Source organism: Goodfellowiella coeruleoviolacea (assembly GCF_024171785.1).
GTDB classification, from domain to species: Bacteria; Actinomycetota; Actinomycetes; order Mycobacteriales; family Pseudonocardiaceae; genus Goodfellowiella; species Goodfellowiella coeruleoviolacea.
Genome location: NZ_JAMTCK010000013.1, coordinates 279,266 through 298,203, shown reverse-complemented (window position 1 = coordinate 298,203; position 18,938 = coordinate 279,266). Strand labels below are relative to the sequence as shown.

General features: G+C 71.3%; 18 protein-coding genes. 15 read left to right on the top strand and 3 right to left on the bottom strand.

Annotated elements, in window-relative coordinates:
• Positions 1-503: 503 nt before the first annotated feature.
• Positions 504-1,769, bottom strand: coding sequence for an MFS transporter (locus LX83_RS26845; protein ID WP_253776234.1), 1,266 nt, complete (start codon positions 1,767-1,769; stop codon positions 504-506).
• Positions 1,770-1,846: 77 nt separating this feature from the next.
• Here LX83_RS26845 and LX83_RS26840 point away from each other — a divergent pair, with 77 nt between their 5' ends.
• The 4 genes from LX83_RS26840 (at position 1,847) to LX83_RS26825 (ending at position 5,549) form a co-directional block, all read left to right on the top strand.
• Positions 1,847-2,371 carry an ArsR/SmtB family transcription factor gene (locus LX83_RS26840; RefSeq protein ID WP_253776232.1) on the top strand — a complete coding sequence of 175 codons (525 nt, stop codon included), beginning with the start codon at positions 1,847-1,849 and terminating at the stop codon, positions 2,369-2,371.
• A 219-nt stretch (positions 2,372-2,590) separates the two neighbouring features.
• Complete coding sequence (gene hflX, locus LX83_RS26835) at positions 2,591-4,027, top strand: GTPase HflX (RefSeq protein ID WP_253776276.1); 1,437 nt, start codon at positions 2,591-2,593, stop codon at positions 4,025-4,027.
• A 125-nt stretch (positions 4,028-4,152) separates the two neighbouring features.
• Positions 4,153-4,374, top strand: coding sequence for a Sec-independent protein translocase subunit TatA (tatA, locus tag LX83_RS26830; protein WP_253776231.1), 222 nt, complete (start codon positions 4,153-4,155; stop codon positions 4,372-4,374).
• A gap of 65 nt (positions 4,375-4,439) precedes the next feature.
• Positions 4,440-5,549, top strand: a complete 1,110-nt coding sequence (locus LX83_RS26825) for a hypothetical protein (RefSeq protein ID WP_253776274.1) — start codon at positions 4,440-4,442, stop codon at positions 5,547-5,549.
• A gap of 268 nt (positions 5,550-5,817) precedes the next feature.
• Here the strand turns inward: LX83_RS26825 and lexA are convergent, their stop codons facing one another.
• The gene (lexA, locus tag LX83_RS26820) at positions 5,818-6,492 is read right to left on the bottom strand and encodes a transcriptional repressor LexA (protein ID WP_253776229.1); all 675 of its coding nucleotides are present in this window, start codon (positions 6,490-6,492) and stop codon (positions 5,818-5,820) included.
• A gap of 278 nt (positions 6,493-6,770) precedes the next feature.
• On the opposite strand from lexA, the gene LX83_RS26815 reads away from it, so the two are divergent.
• The 9 genes from LX83_RS26815 (at position 6,771) to LX83_RS26775 (ending at position 16,799) form a co-directional block, all read left to right on the top strand.
• Complete coding sequence (locus LX83_RS26815) at positions 6,771-7,268, top strand: hypothetical protein (protein ID WP_253776227.1); 498 nt, start codon at positions 6,771-6,773, stop codon at positions 7,266-7,268.
• 335 nt (positions 7,269-7,603) lie between these two features.
• A complete protein-coding gene (gene nrdR, locus LX83_RS26810; RefSeq protein ID WP_253776225.1) occupies positions 7,604-8,086 on the top strand; it encodes a transcriptional regulator NrdR in 483 nt (160 codons plus the stop codon).
• Between the two features lie 357 nt (positions 8,087-8,443).
• Entirely contained in the window at positions 8,444-11,326 is a 2,883-nt protein-coding gene (locus LX83_RS26805) for a vitamin B12-dependent ribonucleotide reductase (RefSeq protein WP_253776223.1), read from the top strand.
• A gap of 355 nt (positions 11,327-11,681) precedes the next feature.
• Complete coding sequence (locus tag LX83_RS26800; RefSeq protein ID WP_253776221.1) at positions 11,682-11,930, top strand: hypothetical protein; 249 nt, start codon at positions 11,682-11,684, stop codon at positions 11,928-11,930.
• 2 nt (positions 11,931-11,932) lie between these two features.
• On the top strand, positions 11,933-12,346 hold the full coding sequence (locus tag LX83_RS26795; RefSeq protein WP_253776219.1) for a type II toxin-antitoxin system VapC family toxin: 414 nt from the start codon (positions 11,933-11,935) through the stop codon (positions 12,344-12,346).
• Between the two features lie 56 nt (positions 12,347-12,402).
• Positions 12,403-13,053 carry a hypothetical protein gene (locus tag LX83_RS26790; protein ID WP_253776217.1) on the top strand — a complete coding sequence of 217 codons (651 nt, stop codon included), beginning with the start codon at positions 12,403-12,405 and terminating at the stop codon, positions 13,051-13,053.
• Between the two features lie 85 nt (positions 13,054-13,138).
• Positions 13,139-14,650, top strand: coding sequence for a serine hydrolase domain-containing protein (locus LX83_RS26785; RefSeq protein WP_253776215.1), 1,512 nt, complete (start codon positions 13,139-13,141; stop codon positions 14,648-14,650).
• Positions 14,651-14,888: 238 nt separating this feature from the next.
• Positions 14,889-15,485, top strand: a complete 597-nt coding sequence (locus LX83_RS26780; RefSeq protein ID WP_253776213.1) for a TetR/AcrR family transcriptional regulator — start codon at positions 14,889-14,891, stop codon at positions 15,483-15,485.
• 123 nt (positions 15,486-15,608) lie between these two features.
• Positions 15,609-16,799 (top strand): MFS transporter, encoded by a 1,191-nt coding sequence (locus LX83_RS26775; protein ID WP_253776211.1) that lies wholly within the window; start codon positions 15,609-15,611, stop codon positions 16,797-16,799.
• Between the two features lie 165 nt (positions 16,800-16,964).
• Here LX83_RS26775 and LX83_RS26770 read toward each other — a convergent pair whose 3' ends face one another.
• The gene (locus LX83_RS26770) at positions 16,965-17,387 is read right to left on the bottom strand and encodes a MerR family transcriptional regulator (RefSeq protein ID WP_308204057.1); all 423 of its coding nucleotides are present in this window, start codon (positions 17,385-17,387) and stop codon (positions 16,965-16,967) included.
• Positions 17,388-17,446: 59 nt separating this feature from the next.
• Between LX83_RS26770 and LX83_RS26765 the strand changes: the two genes are divergently transcribed.
• Positions 17,447-18,367 carry an aldo/keto reductase gene (locus tag LX83_RS26765; protein WP_253776209.1) on the top strand — a complete coding sequence of 307 codons (921 nt, stop codon included), beginning with the start codon at positions 17,447-17,449 and terminating at the stop codon, positions 18,365-18,367.
• Positions 18,364-18,930 (top strand): nitroreductase family deazaflavin-dependent oxidoreductase, encoded by a 567-nt coding sequence (locus LX83_RS26760; protein ID WP_308204056.1) that lies wholly within the window; start codon positions 18,364-18,366, stop codon positions 18,928-18,930. Before LX83_RS26765 ends, LX83_RS26760 begins: the two co-directional genes overlap by 4 nt.
• Positions 18,931-18,938: the final 8 nt, after the last annotated feature.

The window sequence follows — 18,938 nt, the reverse complement described above, 5'->3', positions numbered from 1 at the left end:
AGTCGGGTGAGGACAGGTCGTGCTCGTGGGCCAACTCGGCCGCGGTGGCCTCACCGTCCACAAACCGGCGCACGACATCGAGTTTGAACTCGAACGAGAACGACCGTGGGGTCGAATCCATGATCAGCGCTCCCGCGCCTCGGAGAAGCCAGCGGCGGTACAACCCTCTCACCGCGTCACGAGACACGCCCAACCGGCCCGCGACGGACCTCGACCCGTGCCCCTCCCCGAACAACGCCACAGCAGCCTCACGCTGCCGCTCAGACAACGAACTACCTGGATGCACGAACTGCTCCCCCAAAGTCGGAACTGGATTTCCAGTCCAACTTCCGGGGCCCACTTCACCACCGGGGGGGGGGCGCGCCCCTGGCCAGCCTAGTCGGGCTACCCCTACTGGGACAGGGTGGCGGGGGGAGCTGTGGACAAGTCGAGCTGGAGGCTCCTTTCGCGTCGGCCAGTTGTGCACAGGTTGACGCGAACGGAGTCCCGGGCTGATCCGTTGGCTAACTCGCCGCGGTCGCCGGTGCGGGTTGGCCGTCCCCCTCGGGCAGATCGCGCATGCGCCGCAGCGGCGAGAACAGCAGCCACAGCAGTGCCGCGGCCTGGCCGACGCCGGCCACCCACAGCGCGCCGCGCACCCCGAGCCACTCGGCCAGCGCGCCACCCAGCAGCCCGCCGAGCGGGAGCGTGCCCCAGACCAGGAACCGCATGGCCGAGTTCATCCGGCCCAGCAGGTGGTCCGGGCAGATGGACTGGCGAAAGCTCAGCGCCGCCACGTTGTAGACCACGATCCCGTACCCGACCGCCAGGTAGCCGACCAGGAACAGGCCCAGCCGCCACCCCGGCTGGGTGAGCGGCAGCAGCAGCGTCAGCGGCTGGGTGACCAGCATGATCAGCCACATGACCCGGGCCTGCCCCAGCCGGCCCGCCCACCACGACGAGGTCAGCGCCCCGAGCACGCCGCCGATCCCGCTCGCGGTGAGCACGGCACCGGCCACCCCCGGGGTCAGCCCCAGCTCCCGGACCAGGAACAGCACCACCACCGCCTCACCGATGCCGGAGAACAGGTTGGTGGTGGCGGTGTAGGCGGCCAGCGGGCGCAGCAGCGGGTGGCCCACGACGAAGCGCAGCCCGGTGGTGATCTCCCGGCGCAACGGGCCGTGCTCCTCCCGCCCGGGCGGCGCCGCCTCCTCGGTGCGGATGCGGCGCAGGAACAGCGCTGAGGCGAGGTAGCCCAGGGCGGTGGCCAGCACGGTCGACGCGGCGCCGATCACCTGGACGAGCCCGCCCCCGATGGCCGGCCCGGTCACCACGGCGGTGGACCGGGTGGCCTCCAGCTTGGCGTTGCCCGCCACGATCTGCTCGCGACCCACGAGCGAGGGCACGTAGGACTGGTACGCGATGTCGAAGAACACCGTGAGCACGCTGACCAGCAGCCCGACCACCAGCAGGTGGACCAGGGTGAGCAGTCCCGCCCACCACGCCAGCGGCACACTGAGCAGCAGGACCGCCCGGCCCAGGTCCGCGCGCAGCATCAGCGGCCGGCGGCGCACCCGGTCCACCCAGACCCCGGCCGGCAGGCCCACCAGCAGGAAGCCGATGGTCTCCGCGGTCGTCACCAGGCCCACCTGGAACGGGGTCGCGGCCAGGGCCACCACCGCGATCATCGGCATGGCCAGCCGCCCCACCTCCGAGCCGAACTGGCTGATGGCGTCACCGAACCAGAGCTGGCGGAAGTCGCGGTGGTGGAACAGGGACCGTCCTGACATGCGGTGAGCCTCCCCGGGCGATTGGAAGCTGTCAATCACTGACTGCTCGCTGTGCACCGGTCGCCTAAGCTGGGTCGATGGCAGCACAGCCCGCAGCGCGGCGCACGGCTCGCAGGCAGGCCAGCAGGGCCGAGGCCGCCGCGCTCGCCTCCGACGTCCGGCTGCGCATCATCCGGCTGACCACCCACCGGGCCCTGACCAACAAGGAGATCGCCGGCCGACTCGGCAAGGATCCCGCGACCACCCTGCACCACGTGCGCAAACTCGTCGCGACCGGGTTTCTGGAGGCGCTGCCCGAGCGGCGGGGCACCCGGGGGGCCAGGGAAATCCCCTACCGCTCGACCGGGCTGTCCTGGCACCTGGACGGCGGCGGCACCGAAACCGGTGTTGACGAGGCCGTGCTGGGGGCCTTCCTCGGCGAGGTGGCCGAGGTCGGGCCCGCCGCGCTCACCCAGACCCGGTTGATCCTCGAACTCGACGAACACCACCGCGCCGAACTGGAACGGCGGCTGCACACGCTGCTCGACGAGTTCGCCGCGCGCCCGGTCGACCCCGACGGCGAGCGGGTCGCCGTGTACCTGGCGCTGTACCCGGGGCGGTAGCTGCCGGGAATAACTGACTGGGCAGCGTTGTCCAAGAGTGGGACTATGGGACTCAGTATGAGTAAAGCGACATTCAGGCCCGCTGACGGCGCCAGGTACGACGTGTCCGACGGTCCCCTCGGGTCGGCAACGGCCGAGCACTCGGATCAACCGGATTTCCGGTCGGACGTGGCTGACACCAGCCGCGACGACTTCTACCACTCGTCCACCGCGGGCGAGATGGAACTCGCCGACCGGGCCGCGCTGCGCCGGGTCGCGGGACTGTCCACCGAACTGGCCGACATCACCGAGGTCGAGTACCGGCAGCTGCGCCTGGAGCGCGTGGTGCTGGTCGGCGTGTGGACCGAGGGCAGTGCGCGCCAGTCCGAAGCCTCCCTGGCCGAGCTGGCCCTGCTGGCCGAGACCGCTGGATCGCAGGTGCTGGAGGGCCTGGTGCAGCGCCGCGACCGCCCGGACCCGGCCACCTACATCGGTTCCGGCAAGACCGCGGAGCTGCGCGACATCGTGATCGCCACCGGGGCGGACACGGTGATCTGCGACGGTGAGCTGTCCGCCGGTCAGCTGCGCCAGCTGGAGGACCGGCTCAAGGTCAAGGTGATCGACCGGACCGCGCTGATCCTGGACATCTTCGCCCAGCACGCCCGGTCCAAGGAGGGCAAGGCCCAGGTCGAGCTGGCCCAGCTGCAGTACCTGCTGCCGCGACTGCGCGGCTGGGGTGACGCCATGTCCCGGCAGGCCGGTGGCCGTGCCGGCGGCGGCAACGGTGGCGTGGGTCTGCGCGGTCCCGGTGAGACCAAGCTGGAGACCGACCGCAGGCGCATCCACAAGCGCATCGCCAAGCTGCGCAGGGAAATCGCCGGGATGGCCACGATCCGCGAGACCAAGCGGAGTCGGCGCACGGCCAACGCCGTGCCCAGCGTGGCCATCGTCGGCTACACCAACGCCGGCAAGTCCAGCCTGCTCAACGCCATCACCGGCGCGGGCGTGCTGGTCGAGGACGCGCTGTTCGCCACCCTGGACCCCACCACCCGCCGCAGTGCCACCCCGGACGGCCGGGCCTACACGCTCACCGACACCGTCGGGTTCGTGCGGCACCTGCCGCACCAGCTCGTTGACGCGTTCCGGTCCACCCTGGAGGAGGCGGCCGAGGCCGACCTGCTGCTGCACGTGGTGGACGGCTCCGACGCGATCCCCGAGGACCAGGTCAAGGCGGTGCGCGAGGTGCTGGGTGAGATCGCCGAGCACCGCGACGCGCCCATGCCGCCGGAACTGCTCGTGGTGAACAAGATCGACCTCGCCGGCGCCGACCTGGCGCTGGTCACCGACGACGCCGACGGTGACGCACCGGCCAGGGCGCGTTCGCACGCGCTGCTGCGGCTGCGCAACCTGTTCCCGAACGCCGTGCTGGTCTCGGCGCGCACCGGGGAGGGCGTCGCCGCGTTGCGGGAGCGCATCGCCGAGGAACTGCCGAGGCCGAACGTGGTGATCGAGGCCCTGGTGCCCTACGACCGGGGCGAACTGGTCGCCAGGGTGCACCGGGAGGGCGAGGTGCTGGCCGAGGAGCACACGGCCGAGGGCACCCAGCTCAGTGCTCGGGTGCACGCCGACCTGGCCGGCGCGCTCGCCGGGTTCGCCACCAACGGCAGTCGCGCCTGACCCGGCGCCGGCCCCAGCACCCGGGCCGCCGGCGCTGTCCGGGGCGGGTTACCGTGGCGAGGTCGGTTCCGGCCGGTCAGGCCGGGGCCGACCACGACCTGTGATCCGCGTCAGGAGGTGTGCTGGTGGGCGAGTTCAGCGTCTGGCACTGGCTGGTGGTCGCCGTGGTGTTCGTGCTGTTGTTCGGCGCGAAGAAACTGCCGGACGCCGCCAGGGGGCTGGGCCAGTCGATCCGGGTGCTCCGGGCGGAACTGCGCACCGAGTCCGACGCGGACCGGACCGCGGGCACCGCATCGGCCGGGACGGACCGGGAACCGGTCGCGTCGACCTCGGCGACCGGGCACTGAACGGGCACCGCGGCCGGAGCCGCCGCCTGCCGCGGCGGTGGCCGTCGTCAGCCCTGGCGACCGTGCTGGCCGTGATCGTGGTGGCGGCGCCGGTGCTGTCTGGGGCGAGCGCCACGGCGTGGGCGGCACAGCCGCCCGAGCCGACCGAACAGTGCCGGGTCACCGACAAGCGGTTGGACGAGCTGTCCGGGCTGGCCAGTGACGGTCAGCACCGGTACGCGGTCAACGACGGCGGCAGCAGCGTGCGGGTGTTCGTGCTCGACCGGAACTGCGCGGTGCAGCGGGTGATCAACAACCCCACCGATCCCTACGACGTCGAGGACCTGGCCAGGACGGCGGACGGCACGCTGTGGCTGGCCGACACCGGCGACAACGAGAAGAAGCGGGACACGGTGGCGCTGCACGCGCTCACCCCGCGCGGGACGAGCACCCTGTACCGGCTGGTGTACCCGGACGGGCCGCACGACAGCGAGGCGCTGCTGGTGGACCGGTCGGGCACCCCGTACCTGGTGACCAAGAACGTGCTCGGCGCGGCCGAGGTGTACCGGCCGGCGAGCCCGCTCACCAGCCCGGGCCCGACCCCGCTGGAACGGGTCGCCTCGGTGTCCATCCGCAGCACGGACACGCCGGGCGGGCCGGTCGCGGGCGTGGTCGGCTCGGTGCTGGTCACCGGGGGCGCGGTGAGCGCGGACGGCACGGTGGTGGCGCTGCGCACCTACACCGACGCCTACCTGTTCAGCGCGCCGGACGGGGACGTGGTGGCCGCGTTGGGCCGCACTCCCGTGCGGATTCCGCTGGCCAACGAGCCGCAGGGGGAGGCGATCGCGTTCGACCCGGACGGCACGCTGCTGTCCGGCTCCGAGGGCGTCGGCCAGCCCGTCCGAGCGGTGCCCGGAGCGACCGCGCTGGCGGCCGGTGCTGACCAGTCCGGCGCTGACCAGTCCGGTGCTGAGCAGACCGGGGCGGGCCAGGCTGAACCCGAGCGCTCCGCCACGGCGGGCACGCGTCCCGGATCGTCGGCGGACCAGGCTGGTCAGCCCGGCGCCGACACCGGCACCACGGCCCAGGCCAACGAGCCGGACGAGGCATCCCGCACCCTGCCCACCATCGCGGTGGCCGCGGTGGTGGTCGTGGGTCTGCTGGTGGCGCTCGGCCGTCGCCGTCGCCGCGGCTGAACACCACCAGGACCACACGCCGAGCCAGGACACGCCGAGCCAGGGCGGGCTGAGTCAGCAGGGCACGCCGATCCAGCAGGACACGCCGGGCCAGGGCACGCCGAGCCAGCACACGCGCTCGCCGGGCCGGGGCGGGCCGAAATCAGGGCAGGCTGCCCGGTGCACGCCGAGTGGTGCCAGCACACCGCCACCCGCACCCGTTCCGGCCGCCCGCCACCGCCACCGCACCGTTCGGGCCACCCGCACCCGTTCCGCGCGGTACCGGGTGTCAGAGCCGGCGCAGCACCGCCACGACTCGGCCCAGGATGCTGGCCTCGTCGCCAAGGATCGGCTCGTAGGCCGCGTTCTGCGGCATCAGCCACACGTGGCCGTCCCGCCGCTTGAGTGTCTTGACCGTGGCCTCGCCGTCGATCATGGCCGCGACCACGTCGCCGTTCTCGGCCTCGGGCTGCTGGCGGACCACGACCCAGTCGCCGTCGGTGATGGCGGCCTCGATCATCGAGTCGCCGACCACCCGGAGCAGGAACAGCGAGCCCTCGCCCACGATCTCCCTGGGCAGCGGGAACACGTCCTCGATGGCCTGCTCGGCCAGGATGGGCCCACCCGCGGCGATCCGGCCCACCAGCGGGACGTAGGCCGGCTGTGCCTGGCCGGGTGTGGGCGCGGGTGTCTCGCCGGCGGCCCGCTCGCCCGCCGTGGACAGCACCCCGACCGCGCGCGGCCGGTTGCCGTCGCGGCGCAGGTAGCCCTTGCGCTCCAGGGCGCGCAGCTGGTGGGCCACGGACGAGGTGGAGTTGAGCCCGACCGCCTCACCGATCTCGCGCACGCTCGGCGGGTAGCCGTGCCGGGCCACCCACTCGCGGATCACCTCGAGCACCCGCTGCTGCCGCGGCGTGAGCGGGGTTGTGTCCAGGTTGTCGGCCGGTTGGGGGAAGGGCCGCACCTCGGCTCCTGTGCCGATACCGTCCGAGGGCTTTGGTGCCTCGGTGCCACTGCGTACCACTGTGCTTCCTCCTCACCGATCCTTTTTGGGATCGGCCGCGGTCGATCTTTGATATCGACGGTAGCCGCACTTTGCCGCGAGATCAAACACCTGTTCGAAGGATAGTGCGGAAATACTCGATTTTCTCCCCCGATAGTGGTACAAAATCGCACGTGTGTTCGATCGAACACCTGTTCGAACAGAGCGTGATCGTGTGGTGACCGGGTGGAGGAGGCGTCATGACGATCGTTTCGATCACTCGTTCCGGGCTCCGCGTGCTGGATCGAACAACGCGAAAGCGGGAACGGATCAGTGTCGCGGATCTCGACTCCGCGCGGGATGGCGGCGCGCGGCCGGTCGGGCCGGTGCGGCCGGCTGGCCGGCGGCACCCGGTGCGCCCGCCACGGGTTGACCGGCGGGTGAGCTGTCCCGGGCGCGCGCGGACCCGGGACGAGGACCACCCGCTGTGGTGGTTCCTGGTGGCCGCGCTGCTCGTCGCGGCCGCGGTGGTGGCGCTCGGACTGCTCTACCACCACATGGCCCTGGCCGCGGCCGGGGTGCCGGCCCGCACCGCCCAGGTCCGGCTCCAGTCCGGCGAGGACCTGACCGACCTGGCGCGGCGGATGGTGCCGCACGCCCGGCCGGCGGTGGTCGTGGAGCGCATCCGTGAACTCAACCACCTCTCGTCCGCTGATCAGGCGGCCGGGCGGTTACTCGACGTGCCCGACGGGCGCTGAGTCCGTGATGCCCGCGCCCGGTCCGGCGGCGTGTCGCCGGGGTGCCGCGCGGGGTCGCGGCCGGGTGCGGTGGAATGGGCGCCGGGCGGTGCCGGCCACGCGGTCGTTGAGGTCGGGTGAACCACACCTCGGGTGGGCCGTTCAGCTTGCGCCGGGAGGCCGTGCGACATACGGTCTACCCCAACATCTAGTAGTTACATCGCTGTAGTTAGTCCACAGGTTGTGGATAGCTGTGGATAACTTGGGTTGTTCTCCCCAAGCGTCCACATGCTGATCTCCAGGTCGACCAGGGGGGCTGACGCCAGCGGTGCCGCGCTGGGAAGAGGTGAGCACGGGTGCGCTGCCCGTTCTGTCGACACCCGGACTCCCGGGTCGTGGACTCCCGCGAGGTCGACGAGGGCCAGGTCATCCGGCGCCGCCGATCCTGCTCGAAGTGCAGCCGCCGGTTCACCACCGTGGAGGAGGCGGTGCTCGCGGTGGTCAAGCGCTCCGGGGTGACCGAGCCGTTCAGCCGGGACAAGGTGGTCAGCGGCGTGCGGCGGGCCTGCCAGGGCCGGTCGGTCACCGAGGACGCGTTGCAGCTGCTCGCGCACCGCGTCGAGGAGAGCATCCGGTCAACCGGCTGCGCGGAGATTCCCAGCCACGAGGTGGGCCTGGCGATCCTCGGCCCGCTTCGCGAACTCGACGAAGTCGCGTACCTGCGCTTCGCCAGCGTCTACCGATCGTTTTCCTCGGTCGAGGACTTCGAAAGGGAAATCGCGGAACTGCGTTCCGCACAGGCACCCAAAACACCCGCGGAGCCGCCGGCCGCGGGCTGACCGGCACCGGGCGCGGGGCGCCCGCGCCGAGGACCTCGGGCGGACAGCGGTCGCACCAGCGCGGTGTGATCGGAAAACCGCGCCGAAAGCCGGGCGAACCACGGTTCGGCCGGTGGCGGCGGGGGAACAAGGGACGAGTCGACCCGGCAGGGATTCGGCCGTGCGGACAGCGTGACGAATTCGGATTGATGGGTCGGCGGGGAAAAGTTGAGTCGGCGAGCAAAACGACATGCGGTCGGGCACGCCCCGACCAGGCGGAAACAGCAGAACCAACACAAGACAGTCGGACCGAATCGGACGGGGCGACCGGACGGGGCCGAGCCGGCACGAGCGAGTGACAAGGGAGAAGGACCGGTCATGACGGAGACCGTCGGGACCACGACCGCCAACGCGGACGGCGCAACAGCGACGCGAGGCGGTCAGGACACCGGATTGCGGCTTCGGCGGGTCCACACCACCGAGGGCAGGCACCCCTACGACGAGGTCACCTGGGAACAGCGTGACGTCGTGATGACCAACTGGCGCGATGGCACGGTCAACTTCGAGCAGCGTGGCGTCGAGTTCCCCGACTTCTGGTCGGTGAACGCGGTCAACATCGTCACCAGCAAGTACTTCCGTGGCGCCGTGGGCAGCGACAAGCGGGAGCGCAGCCTCAAGCAGCTCATCGACCGGGTGGTGAAGTCCTACGTCACCGCGGGCGTCGACAACGGCTACTTCGCGACCGACGCCGACGCGGAGATCTTCGAGCACGAACTGACCTGGATGCTGCTGCACCAGGTGTTCAGCTTCAACTCCCCGGTCTGGTTCAACGTGGGCACCACCTCGCCCCAGCAGGTGAGCGCCTGCTTCATCCTCTCGGTCGACGACACCATGGAGTCGATCCTGAACTGGTACCGCGAGGAGGGGCTGATCTTCAAGGGCGGTTCCGGCGCCGGGCTCAACCTCTCCCGCATCCGCTCGTCCAAGGAGCTGCTCTCCTCGGGCGGCACCGCCTCCGGGCCGGTGTCGTTCATGCGCGGCGCGGACGCCTCCGCCGGCACCATCAAGTCCGGTGGCGCCACCCGTCGGGCGGCCAAGATGGTCGTGCTCGACGTGGACCACCCGGACGTCGAGGAGTTCATCGAGACCAAGGCCCGCGAGGAGGAGAAGATCCGGGTCCTGCGGGACGCCGGCTTCGACATGGACCTCGGTGGCAAGGACATCACCTCGGTCCAGTACCAGAACGCCAACAACTCGGTGCGGGTCTCCGACGAGTTCATGCACGCGGTCGAGTCGGACGGCGAGTTCGGGCTGCGCGCCCGCACCACCGGCGAGGTGATCGAGACCGTCGAGGCCAAGAAGCTGTTCCGCAAGATCGCCAAGGCCGCCTGGGAGTGCGCCGACCCCGGTCTGCAGTACGACGACACCATCAACGACTGGCACACCTGCCCGGAGTCGGGCCGGATCACCGCGTCCAACCCGTGCAGCGAGTACCTGCACCTGGACAACTCCAGCTGCAACCTGGCGTCGCTGAACCTGATGAAGTTCCTCCGCGAGGACGGCACCTTCGACGCGGAGCTGTTCGCCAAGTCGGTCGAGCTGGTGATCACCGCGATGGACATCTCCATCTGCTTCGCGGACTTCCCGACCGAGTCCATCGGTGACACCACCCGCAAGTTCCGCCAGCTGGGCATCGGCTACGCCAACCTGGGCGCGCTGCTGATGGCCACCGGCCACGCCTACGACTCCGAGGGCGGTCGCGCCCTGGCCGCGGCGATCACCTCGCTGATGACCGGTGTCGCCTACCGGCGCTCGGCCGAGCTGGCCGGCGTGGTCGGCGCCTACCAGGGCTACGCCCGCAACGCCGAGCCGCACCAGCGGGTGATGCGCAAGCACGCCGCCGCCAACGACCTGATCCGCACCTACCACGCCAACGACACCGCCATCCAGCGGCTGGCCACCGAGGAGTGGCGGCGCGGTCTGGAGATCGGTGCCCGCAACGGCTGGCGCAACGCGCAGGCCAGCGTGCTCGCGCCGACCGGCACCATCGGCCTGATGATGGACTGCGACACCACCGGCATCGAGCCGGACCTGGCGCTGGTGAAGTTCAAGAAGCTGGTCGGCGGCGGCTCCATGCAGATCGTCAACCAGACCGTGCCCAGGGCACTGCGCGCGCTCGGCTACGCCGACGAGCAGGTCGAGGCGATCGTGGAGTACATCTCCGAGCACGGCCACGTGGTGGACGCCCCCGGCCTGCGGCGCGAGCACTACGAGGTGTTCGACTGCGCCATGGGTGAGCGGTCCATCGCGCCCATGGGCCACGTGCGGATGATGGCCGCGGTGCAGCCGTTCATCTCCGGTGCGATCTCCAAGACGGTCAACATGCCGGAGAGCGCGACCGTCGAGGACGTCGAGGAGATCTACTTCCAGGGCTGGAAGCTGGGCCTGAAGGCGCTGGCGATCTACCGCGACAACTGCAAGGTCGGCCAGCCGCTGTCCGCGGCCAAGGGCGGCAAGGCCACGGCGACGGCCACGGCCGAGCCGGTGGTGGAGTACCGCCCGGTGCGCAAGCGGCTGCCCAAGAAGCGGCCGAGCCAGACCCTGTCGTTCACCGTGGGCGGGGCCGAGGGCTACCTGCACGCCGGTTCCTACCCGGACGACGGCCTCGGCGAGATCTTCGTCAAGCTGGGCAAGCAGGGGTCGACCCTGGCCGGTGTGATGGACGCGTTCTCCATGTCCATCTCGGTGGGTCTGCAGTACGGCATCCCGCTGGAGTTCTACGTCTCGAAGTTCCAGAACCTGCGCTTCGAGCCGGCCGGCATGACCGACGACCCGGACATCCGGATGGCCACCAGCGTGCTGGACTACCTGTTCCGCCGGCTGGCCCTGGACTACCTGCCCTACGAGAACCGGGCGCAGCTGGGCATCTTCACCGCGGCCGAGCGCTCCGCCCAGGTCGCGGCCGACTACGGCAACGGTTCCTCCGACGTGGACCTGGAGGGCCTGCGCACCTCGGTGGACGCCAGCCCGCAGCCGGCCGCGGACAGCGGCAGCGGCAGCGGCAGCGGTGGCCCCACGAGCGTGACCACCGTGGAGACCGACGCGACCGGCCGCCAGGTGGGCAGCTCCACCGAGCTGCTGGAACTGCACCTCGGCAAGGCCGCCGACGCGCCGCTGTGCATGACGTGCGGCACCAAGATGCGTCCGGCTGGTTCCTGCTACGTCTGCGAGGGCTGCGGCTCCACCTCCGGCTGCAGCTGATCCACGACCGCCCTTCGGGGTGACGTACCTGGTCAGGCGGGTGTCGACAACGTTCGGCACCCGCCTGACCCCGTTGCGGGCAGTGTCCTGGCGCCGCCGCACAGTCAACCTGGTCCGGTCTTACTACCGCTGGTAGCATCACGCTATGACCGCGTTGCCTGAGGAGCCCGCTGGCGCGGATGCCCGCACGCTTCTTGACCACCTTCGGTCAGCGGCTGAATCCGCCAGGTCAACGGCTGGGCACACCCCGCCAACCGGGGAAGTCGCAGGGCTGCTTGGTCGTTTTCACGACCTGGGTAAAGCATCCCCTGAGCAGCGGGAGCTACTCGCCCACACGGAGGCTGCTCGTGCCGAGATGGCCGGAAACGTGCGTGCTCTCGGCCGGTCGCGCAAGATCAGCGTCTCCATGCCGGAAGGGCTGACCGCGGCGGTCCAGCAGCGGGTGGGGCGGGGTGAGTTCAGCCAGTACGTGACCGAGGCCGTCGCGCGGCAACTGGAGTTGGACCTGCTCGCCGAACTGGCCGCACTGCTCGAAGACGAGCACGGCCCCGTGCCGGAGGCGTTCCTGGCGGAGGCTGGTGCGGCGTGGCCGGACGCCGAGTAGCGGTGGGGGGCACGCTGGTTCTGGACAGCGAGGGCCTGGCCAAACTCGCGGATGGGGACCAGCGTGCACGGGCGTATCTGGAGGTCGCCAGGGCCCGTCGCGCCCGGGTGGTGGTCAGTGCTGTCACCTTGGCCGAGGTGCTTCGGGGGAACGCGCGTGATGTGCTGGTGCATCGCGTCCTGTCCCGGGTCGTGATCACGCCTGTGACGCCTGAACTCGGGCGCGCCGCTGGTGAGCTGCTCGGTGCCACTGGGTTGTCCGGTCACCGCTGTGCGATCGACGCCGTGGTCGCGGCTACCGCGCTGGGGTTGCCCCGACCTGTCGTGCTGCTCACCAGTGATGTCAATGATCTGACTCGCCTGGTCGAGGAGCCGGGAGTCGCCAAGGACCAGCGCGTCGCCGTGGTGCACGTCTGAGCGCGGGTGCCACGCGCTGCCGGAAAAGTCCTTGCGCGGCTGGTGATCCTGGTGGGGTGGACTCGGATTTCGTTGTGGGCGGGTACCGGGTGGCGCCGCGGGTGGCACGGCCGGACTGGGCGGACGCCGGCCTGCCGCCCGGTGAACTGGTGTCGATGAGCAACTGCGTCGTGGATCTCGTGCCGGCGGGCCCGGAGGACTGGCAGTTCTGGTTCGCCGACCCGGAGTCAGCCGAGCAGGCCCGCGCTCGGTCGGGTGTGCCCGGCGCCCAGGTGCTCGTGGTGGGATTCTCCGCGCGGGACATCCCGGCGCTGGTCGAGGACATGGCCGAGGCCGGCTGGGACGAACTGGCTGGCGGCGTGCCGGAGCGGTTGGCCCGCCACCAACCGGTGACCGACGGTCGAGTCGGGCAGGTGCTGGGTTTCGAGCTGGTCGGCTTCGACTTCGGGGGATGGCACACCTGGATTTGTCTTGGCGGGCTGGTCTCCGACGTCGAGCGAGCGACGGGTGTCCGGCCGGGTAGGTGGGGGCTGATCCAGGACGGGGACGAGGCCCGGCGGGCGGCCGCGTGGCTCACCGAGTCCGGGAACGCAAGCCCTGATGTCTACTTCTGGAGTGCCGCCCTGCTGGCTTCCGTTGCCCACACCGGGGCGGGCGGGGCCGCTGCCCGGAAGTCCACCCCGGACAGTACGGGGCCTGGTGACTGAGCGGTGGGGTCAGACCTGGGGCTGACTCGGAAGTGCCGGCTGTGGTCCGATGTGGACGGAGCACGACCGGGCCAGGATTCTCGTCGTGTCCCTTCGCATGTTGGTCCTGTGCGCGGTGACGGCCGGTGCCGCGTCGTTGGCTCCGAGCGCCGCCGCCCTGTCCCCGCCCGCAGTTGACGTTGCCGGTATCGACGCTGTTGTCCAGCAGTACCGCGATGCCGCGAACGTCCCCGGCGTGGCGGTGGTGGTCACCCGGGGTGCCGAGGTGGTGCACGCCGCCGGGTACGGCCACAGCCCTGCCGGTGACCCGATCACCGAGCACACCCCGATGGCCGTGGCGTCGGTGAGCAAGTCGTTCACCGCGCTCGCCGTGCTGCAACTGGTGGAGGCCGGTCGGGTGGACCTCGGCCGACCGGTGCGCGCGTACCTGCCGGAGTTCACCCTGGCCGATCCGCGCGTCGAGGCCATCACCGTGCGCCAGTTGCTGGACCAGACCTCGGGCATGTCCGACACGACCTTCGCCGCCTTCCGCCGGACCCAACCCGGGTCGCTGCAGGAGGCGGTGGCCGGGATGCGCACGGCCGGCCTGGCCGCCGAGCCGGGAACCCGGTACTCGTACCACAACCCGAACTTCCAGGTGGCGGCACGCCTGGTCGAGGTGGTCAGCGGCCAGCCGTTCGACGACTACCTGCGCCAGCACGTCTTCGGCCCGCTCGGCATGAGCGACAGTCGCACCGGCAACACCGAGCGCGACCTGCCGCCCAGCGCCCACGGCCACATCAAGATCCTCGGCGGGCCCATCGCCGCACCGGAGCCGCGCGCGTTCGGCAACGGCTCCGGTGGGGTGCTCAGTTCCGCGGCCGACATGGGGGCGTGGCTGATCGCCCAGAACAACTCGGGTCGTGGTCCGAACGGGGCGGTCATCGCCTCAGCGGCGAGCATCGAGCGGTCGCACACGCCCTCGGGCGTGGCGGGCTCCTCCTACGCCCTGGGCTGGGATGTCGACACCACGGCGTCGGGTGCTCCGCTGATCGCGCACAGCGGTGACCTGTTCACCGCCACCGCCTACCAGGCGCTGCTGCCCGCCTCCGGCTACGGTCTGGCGGTCATCGCCAACACCGGTCTGGCCTGGGGCGATGCCGCCGCGCTCGCCGAGCGGCTGATCGCGCTGCTGGAGGGCGCGCCAGTGCCGGCACCGCCGGGCGCGCTGTCCTCGCTCGGTGCCGACGCGGTGTTGCTGCTGCTCACCGTGGGCACGGTGCTGCTGGTCGTGCGGGGTGTGCTGCGGTCGGGGCGCTGGGCCACCAGGCGCGCGCGGAGGCCGCTGGGCGTGGTCGCGCGGCTGCTCCCGCTCCTGCTGCCGCTGGCGCTGTGCGTGTCGATCCACCGGGTTGTCGGCGCGCTCTACCGGGGGCGTGATGTCGCCTGGATCCAGGTGCCCTACCTGTATCCGACGTTCATGCTGCTCCTGGCCATCGCGACAGTCGGGGGCGGCGCCGTGCTGCTGGCCCGACTCGTGGGACTCGCGCGGACACGTGGTGCCCAGGAGGCGGTGGATCGGACAGCGGTGGATCGGACAGCGGTGGCAGGGCGCTGAGCGTGGGTCGCCGCCGACCTGGTGCCGGCCCCGATGCGGCCGCAGGAGGTCGGCGCCCACGCGGTGGGTGGTATCTGCCTGATCCGCCTGTCCCGGCTCCGGCCGCGCTGGGCGCCCGGTCGGCTCGGGCTGCGCGGTGCGGCCGCTGCGCACCGGCTGGCGTCGTTGTCCGGCAACGGAACGCGGTTTTCGACGCGGATATTGCATCGGTCAGTACAAAACGTGTTATGGTCTGCGCGTGGCTCGCCCGAGGACCTTTGACGAGGAACGAGCCCTGGACGCGGCAATGCACGCCTTCTGGGTGAACGGCTACGAGGCCACCTCGACCCAGGACCTGTGCGAGGCCACCGGCCTGGGGCGCAGCAGCATCTACAACACCTTCAGCAGCAAGCGCGACCTGTTCCGGCGGGCACTGGCCCGCTACATCGACACCATGACCACCAGGCAGCTCACCATCCTGGACGACCAGCAACGGCCGGCTGTGGAGCGGATCCGCGACCTGTTCGCCAGGATCATCGACGACGAGATCGAGAACCGGCGCAACGGTCACAGTCTCGGCTGCCTGACGGTCAACGCCACGGTGGAACTCGCCGGGCAGGACCCGGAGACGGACCGGATGCTGGAGCGCGACCTGGCGCGCCGGCTGGCCTCGTTCCGGGCGGTGGTGGCGGCCGGGCAGCGGGATGGCGACATCACCTCCGGCCGCGATGCCGACTCGCTGGCCCGCTTCCTGAACGCGGTGATCGGCGGGATGCGGGTCTCCGCCCAGGGGGGCGCCGACCGCGCCACCCTGGAGGCCATCGCCGCGACGGCGGTGGACGCGCTGACCTGCTGATCCCCGCGTCGACCAGCCTGCACAGCTGAACCCGCGCGGCTGATCGCTCCCGGTCCGCCGTGGGTTTGCCGCGCCCTGGTTTTGCACTGAACGATACAAAATTTCGTCAACCTGAGGAGCACCATGCCCCGCGCCGTGTACGTGCTGGCCCTTGGCATCTTCGCCATGGTGACCAGCGAGTTCGTTGTCGCCGGACTGATGCCGCAGATGGCCGAGGGGTTGTCCGCCACCATCTCGCAGATCGGTTACCTCATCACCGCCTTCGCGGTGGCCATGGCCGCCGGCGGTCCGTTCCTGACGGTCGCGCTGCTGCGGGTGCGGCCGAAACCGGCGCTGCTGGCGCTGTTCGGGATCTTCCTGGTGGGCAACCTGCTCGCCGCCACCGCCTCCGGCTACGGCGTGATGCTGGTGGCGCGGATCATCACCGGCGTTGCCTCGCAGGCGTTCTTCGGCGTGGCGATCTCGCTGTGCGCCCAACTGACCCGCCCGGAGGTGCGCGGCCGCGCCGTGGCCGTGGTGATGAACGGGCTGATGCTGGGCACCCTGCTGGGACTGCCGCTGTCCACGCTGATCGGCGAGAACCTGGGGTGGCGCGCGCCGTTCTGGGCCATCGCCGTGCTCACCGTGCTCGCCGCGCTGGCCACCCTCGGCGGCGTGCCCGCGCTGGAGCGGGCCAGCGCCGAGGGTGGCATCCGGCAGGAGCTGGGCGTGTTCCGCAACGCCAGGCTGTGGCTGGTGCTCAGCACCAGCACGCTCATCATCGGCGCGACCTTCGCCGCGTTCAGCTACTTCAACCCGATCCTCACCCAGATCACCGGCTTCAGCGCGGAAACCGTCCCGCTGCTGCTGGTCGCCTACGGTGCGGCCACCGTGGTCGGCAACACCGTGGTCGGCCGGCTCGCCGACCGGCACACCGTCGCCGTGCTGTGCTGCGGCCTGGTGTTGAACCTGGCCTTCCTCGTGGGATTCGCGCTGCTGGCCCACGTCAGCGTGGCCGTGGTGATCTGCCTGATCGGCATCGGCCTGGTCGGCGTGACCATGAACCCGGCCATGGTCACCCGCGTCCAGCGCGCCGGCAATGCCCGCCCGCTGGTCAACACCGTGCACTCCTCGTTCATCACGCTCGGCGTCATCCTCGGGTCCGCACTGGGCGGGCTGGGCATCGACAAGTTCGGCCTGCGGGCCCCGCTGTGGCTGGGCGCGGGCCTGGCCCTGCTCGGGCTCGGCACGCTGGTTCCCGAACTCGTCCGCCGGCGCACGCCAGCACCCGCCGTCGTGGGCGCGGGATCGGAACTGGAGGCGTGCGGCGCCTGACCACGGCGGCGCCACCACCCGCGACAGGTGGCAGCACGTGGGGTGGGCAGCGGGCGAACAGCCGTTGCCCACCCCGCCCGTCCCCGGCGTGGCGCGGCCGGGACGGAGTTGGTGTTGGGCGACCGCGCCGGGCGCACCCGGTCCACTGTGGACGGCGGGTTTCGGCTAGGCGACCGAGCGGACGACCGGCGCGGTCTGGCGCTGGTCCGGGGTGTCCTGGTCGACGTCCTGATCGGTGTCGTGGTGCTGTTCGGCGGTGGCGAGCAGGTCGGCGAGGGCGGCACGGGTCTGCCGCAGGGCCCCGATCCGCTCGTCAACGCCGCGCAGCTGGTCCCGCAGCACGCCGACCACGCACTCGTGCAGCCGCGGTCCCGCCCCGGTCACGCACGGCAGCACGCCGCGGATCACGCTGGTCGGCAGTCCGGCGGCGAGCAGGGTGCGGATGTGGCCGACCACGGTGGGCGCGTCAGCCGCGTAACGGCGGTGACCGGTGCCGACCCGGTGCGACACGAGCAGCCCCTGCTCCTCGTAGTAGCGCAGCAGTCGAGGGCTCACGCCGGTCGTGCGCGCCAGTTCGCCGATCTTCATGTGAGCCGCCTCACCTGGGGTTGAAACTTACATCCATGTGAGATTCTAGCGTTGTCGGCATGAACGCCACGACAGTCAACTCCCGAACAGCCGAGGTCGTCGCCCTGGGCGGTGACCTGCCGGTGCGCCGCATCGGCTTCGGCGCCATGCGTCTCGCGGACGGCCCGGACTCGCCGCGCGGCCAGGCCGCGCACATCTGGCGGGCACCCGCGGACCGGGCCGGCGCCGTCGCGGTGCTGCGCCGTGCCGTGGAACTCGGCGTGGACCTGATCGACACCGCCGACGCCTACGCCCTCGGCGCCAGCGAGGAACTCGTCGCCGAAGCCCTGCACCCCTACCGGGACAACGTGGTGATCGCGACCAAGGTCGGCGTGGTCCGGCCGAGTCCCACCGAGTGGAGCGTGCTCGGACACCCCGACTACCTGCGCCAGCAGGCCGAGCTGAGCCTGCGCCGGCTCCGCGTGGAGCGGCTGGACCTGCTGCAGCTGCACCGCGTCGACCCCAACGTGCCGCTGGCCGACCAGATCGGCGCCCTGCGGCAGCTCCAGGAGCAGGGCAAGGTCCGGCACGTGGGCCTGTCCGAGGTCACCGTCGACCAGCTGCGCCAGGCCGCCGAGATCACGCCGATCGCCAGCGTGCAGAACATGTACAACCTGGCCAGCAGACAGCACGACGACGTCGTGGACTACGCCGCCGAGCACGGCATCGCGTTCCTGCCCTTCTTCCCCATCGCCATGGGCGAGCACGCCGGCCCGGACAGCCCGGTGGCCGCCATCGCCCGCGAGGTGGGCGCCACCCCGGCCCAGGTCGCCCTGGCCTGGCTGCTGCACCGCGCACCCACGGTCATCCCGATCCCGGGCACCTCGTCCCCGGCGCACCTGGCGGAGAACGTCGGCGCGCTGCGCGTCGAGCTGACCGACGACCAGGTGCGCCGCCTCACCGCGGCCACCAGCGCACCCGAAGGGAACGCCCGGCCATGACGACAGCCGACAGCGGCACCACCGGACCCGCCCACGGCCGCGACGACAGCGGTGCCACCAGCACCACTGGTGAGCACGGCAGCGGTTCGACCGTTCGGGACCGGGACAGCGCCAAGGGCGCCCCCCAGGATGTCCACAGTGGAGAGACCAACAACAGCAACCCGGTGAACCGGCGGATCATCGCCGAGTTCCGGGCCAACGGCGGCCAGGTCGGCGGCCACTTCGCTGGCGTGCCACTGCTGTTGCTCACCACCCGGGGCGCACGCACCGGCCTGCACCGCACCACCCCACTGGTCTACCTGCGTGACGGCGACCGGCTGATCGTGTTCGCCTCGAACGGCGGCGCGCCCGCCGCACCGGGCTGGTTCCACAACCTGGTCAAGGACCCGACCGCCACCGTCGAGGTGGGCACCGAGCGCTTTCCGGCCCGCGCCAGCCTTGTCGACGAGCGCGAGCACGACGCGCTGTGGGACCGGCAGATCGCGGCGGACCCGGGATTCGCCGAGTTCCGCCGGCGCGCCGGCCGCACCATCCCGCTGGTGGCACTGCGGCGCGCGGCCTGACCGGGCGA

Bases quoted from the DNA above. Each gene is read 5' to 3' on its own strand.
- LX83_RS26845 (WP_253776234.1), bottom strand. From the start codon at position 1,769: ATGTCAGGACGGTCCCTGTTCCACCACCGCGACTTCCGCCAGCTCTGG.
- LX83_RS26840 (WP_253776232.1), top strand. From the start codon at position 1,847: ATGGCAGCACAGCCCGCAGCGCGGCGCACGGCTCGCAGGCAGGCCAGC.
- hflX (WP_253776276.1), top strand. From the start codon at position 2,591: ATGGAACTCGCCGACCGGGCCGCGCTGCGCCGGGTCGCGGGACTGTCC.
- LX83_RS26815 (WP_253776227.1), top strand. From the start codon at position 6,771: ATGACGATCGTTTCGATCACTCGTTCCGGGCTCCGCGTGCTGGATCGA.
- LX83_RS26805 (WP_253776223.1), top strand. From the start codon at position 8,444: ATGACGGAGACCGTCGGGACCACGACCGCCAACGCGGACGGCGCAACA.
- LX83_RS26800 (WP_253776221.1), top strand. From the start codon at position 11,682: ATGGCCGGAAACGTGCGTGCTCTCGGCCGGTCGCGCAAGATCAGCGTC.
- LX83_RS26775 (WP_253776211.1), top strand. From the start codon at position 15,609: ATGCCCCGCGCCGTGTACGTGCTGGCCCTTGGCATCTTCGCCATGGTG.
- LX83_RS26770 (WP_308204057.1), bottom strand. From the start codon at position 17,387: ATGAAGATCGGCGAACTGGCGCGCACGACCGGCGTGAGCCCTCGACTG.
- LX83_RS26765 (WP_253776209.1), top strand. From the start codon at position 17,447: ATGAACGCCACGACAGTCAACTCCCGAACAGCCGAGGTCGTCGCCCTG.
- LX83_RS26760 (WP_308204056.1), top strand. From the start codon at position 18,364: ATGACGACAGCCGACAGCGGCACCACCGGACCCGCCCACGGCCGCGAC.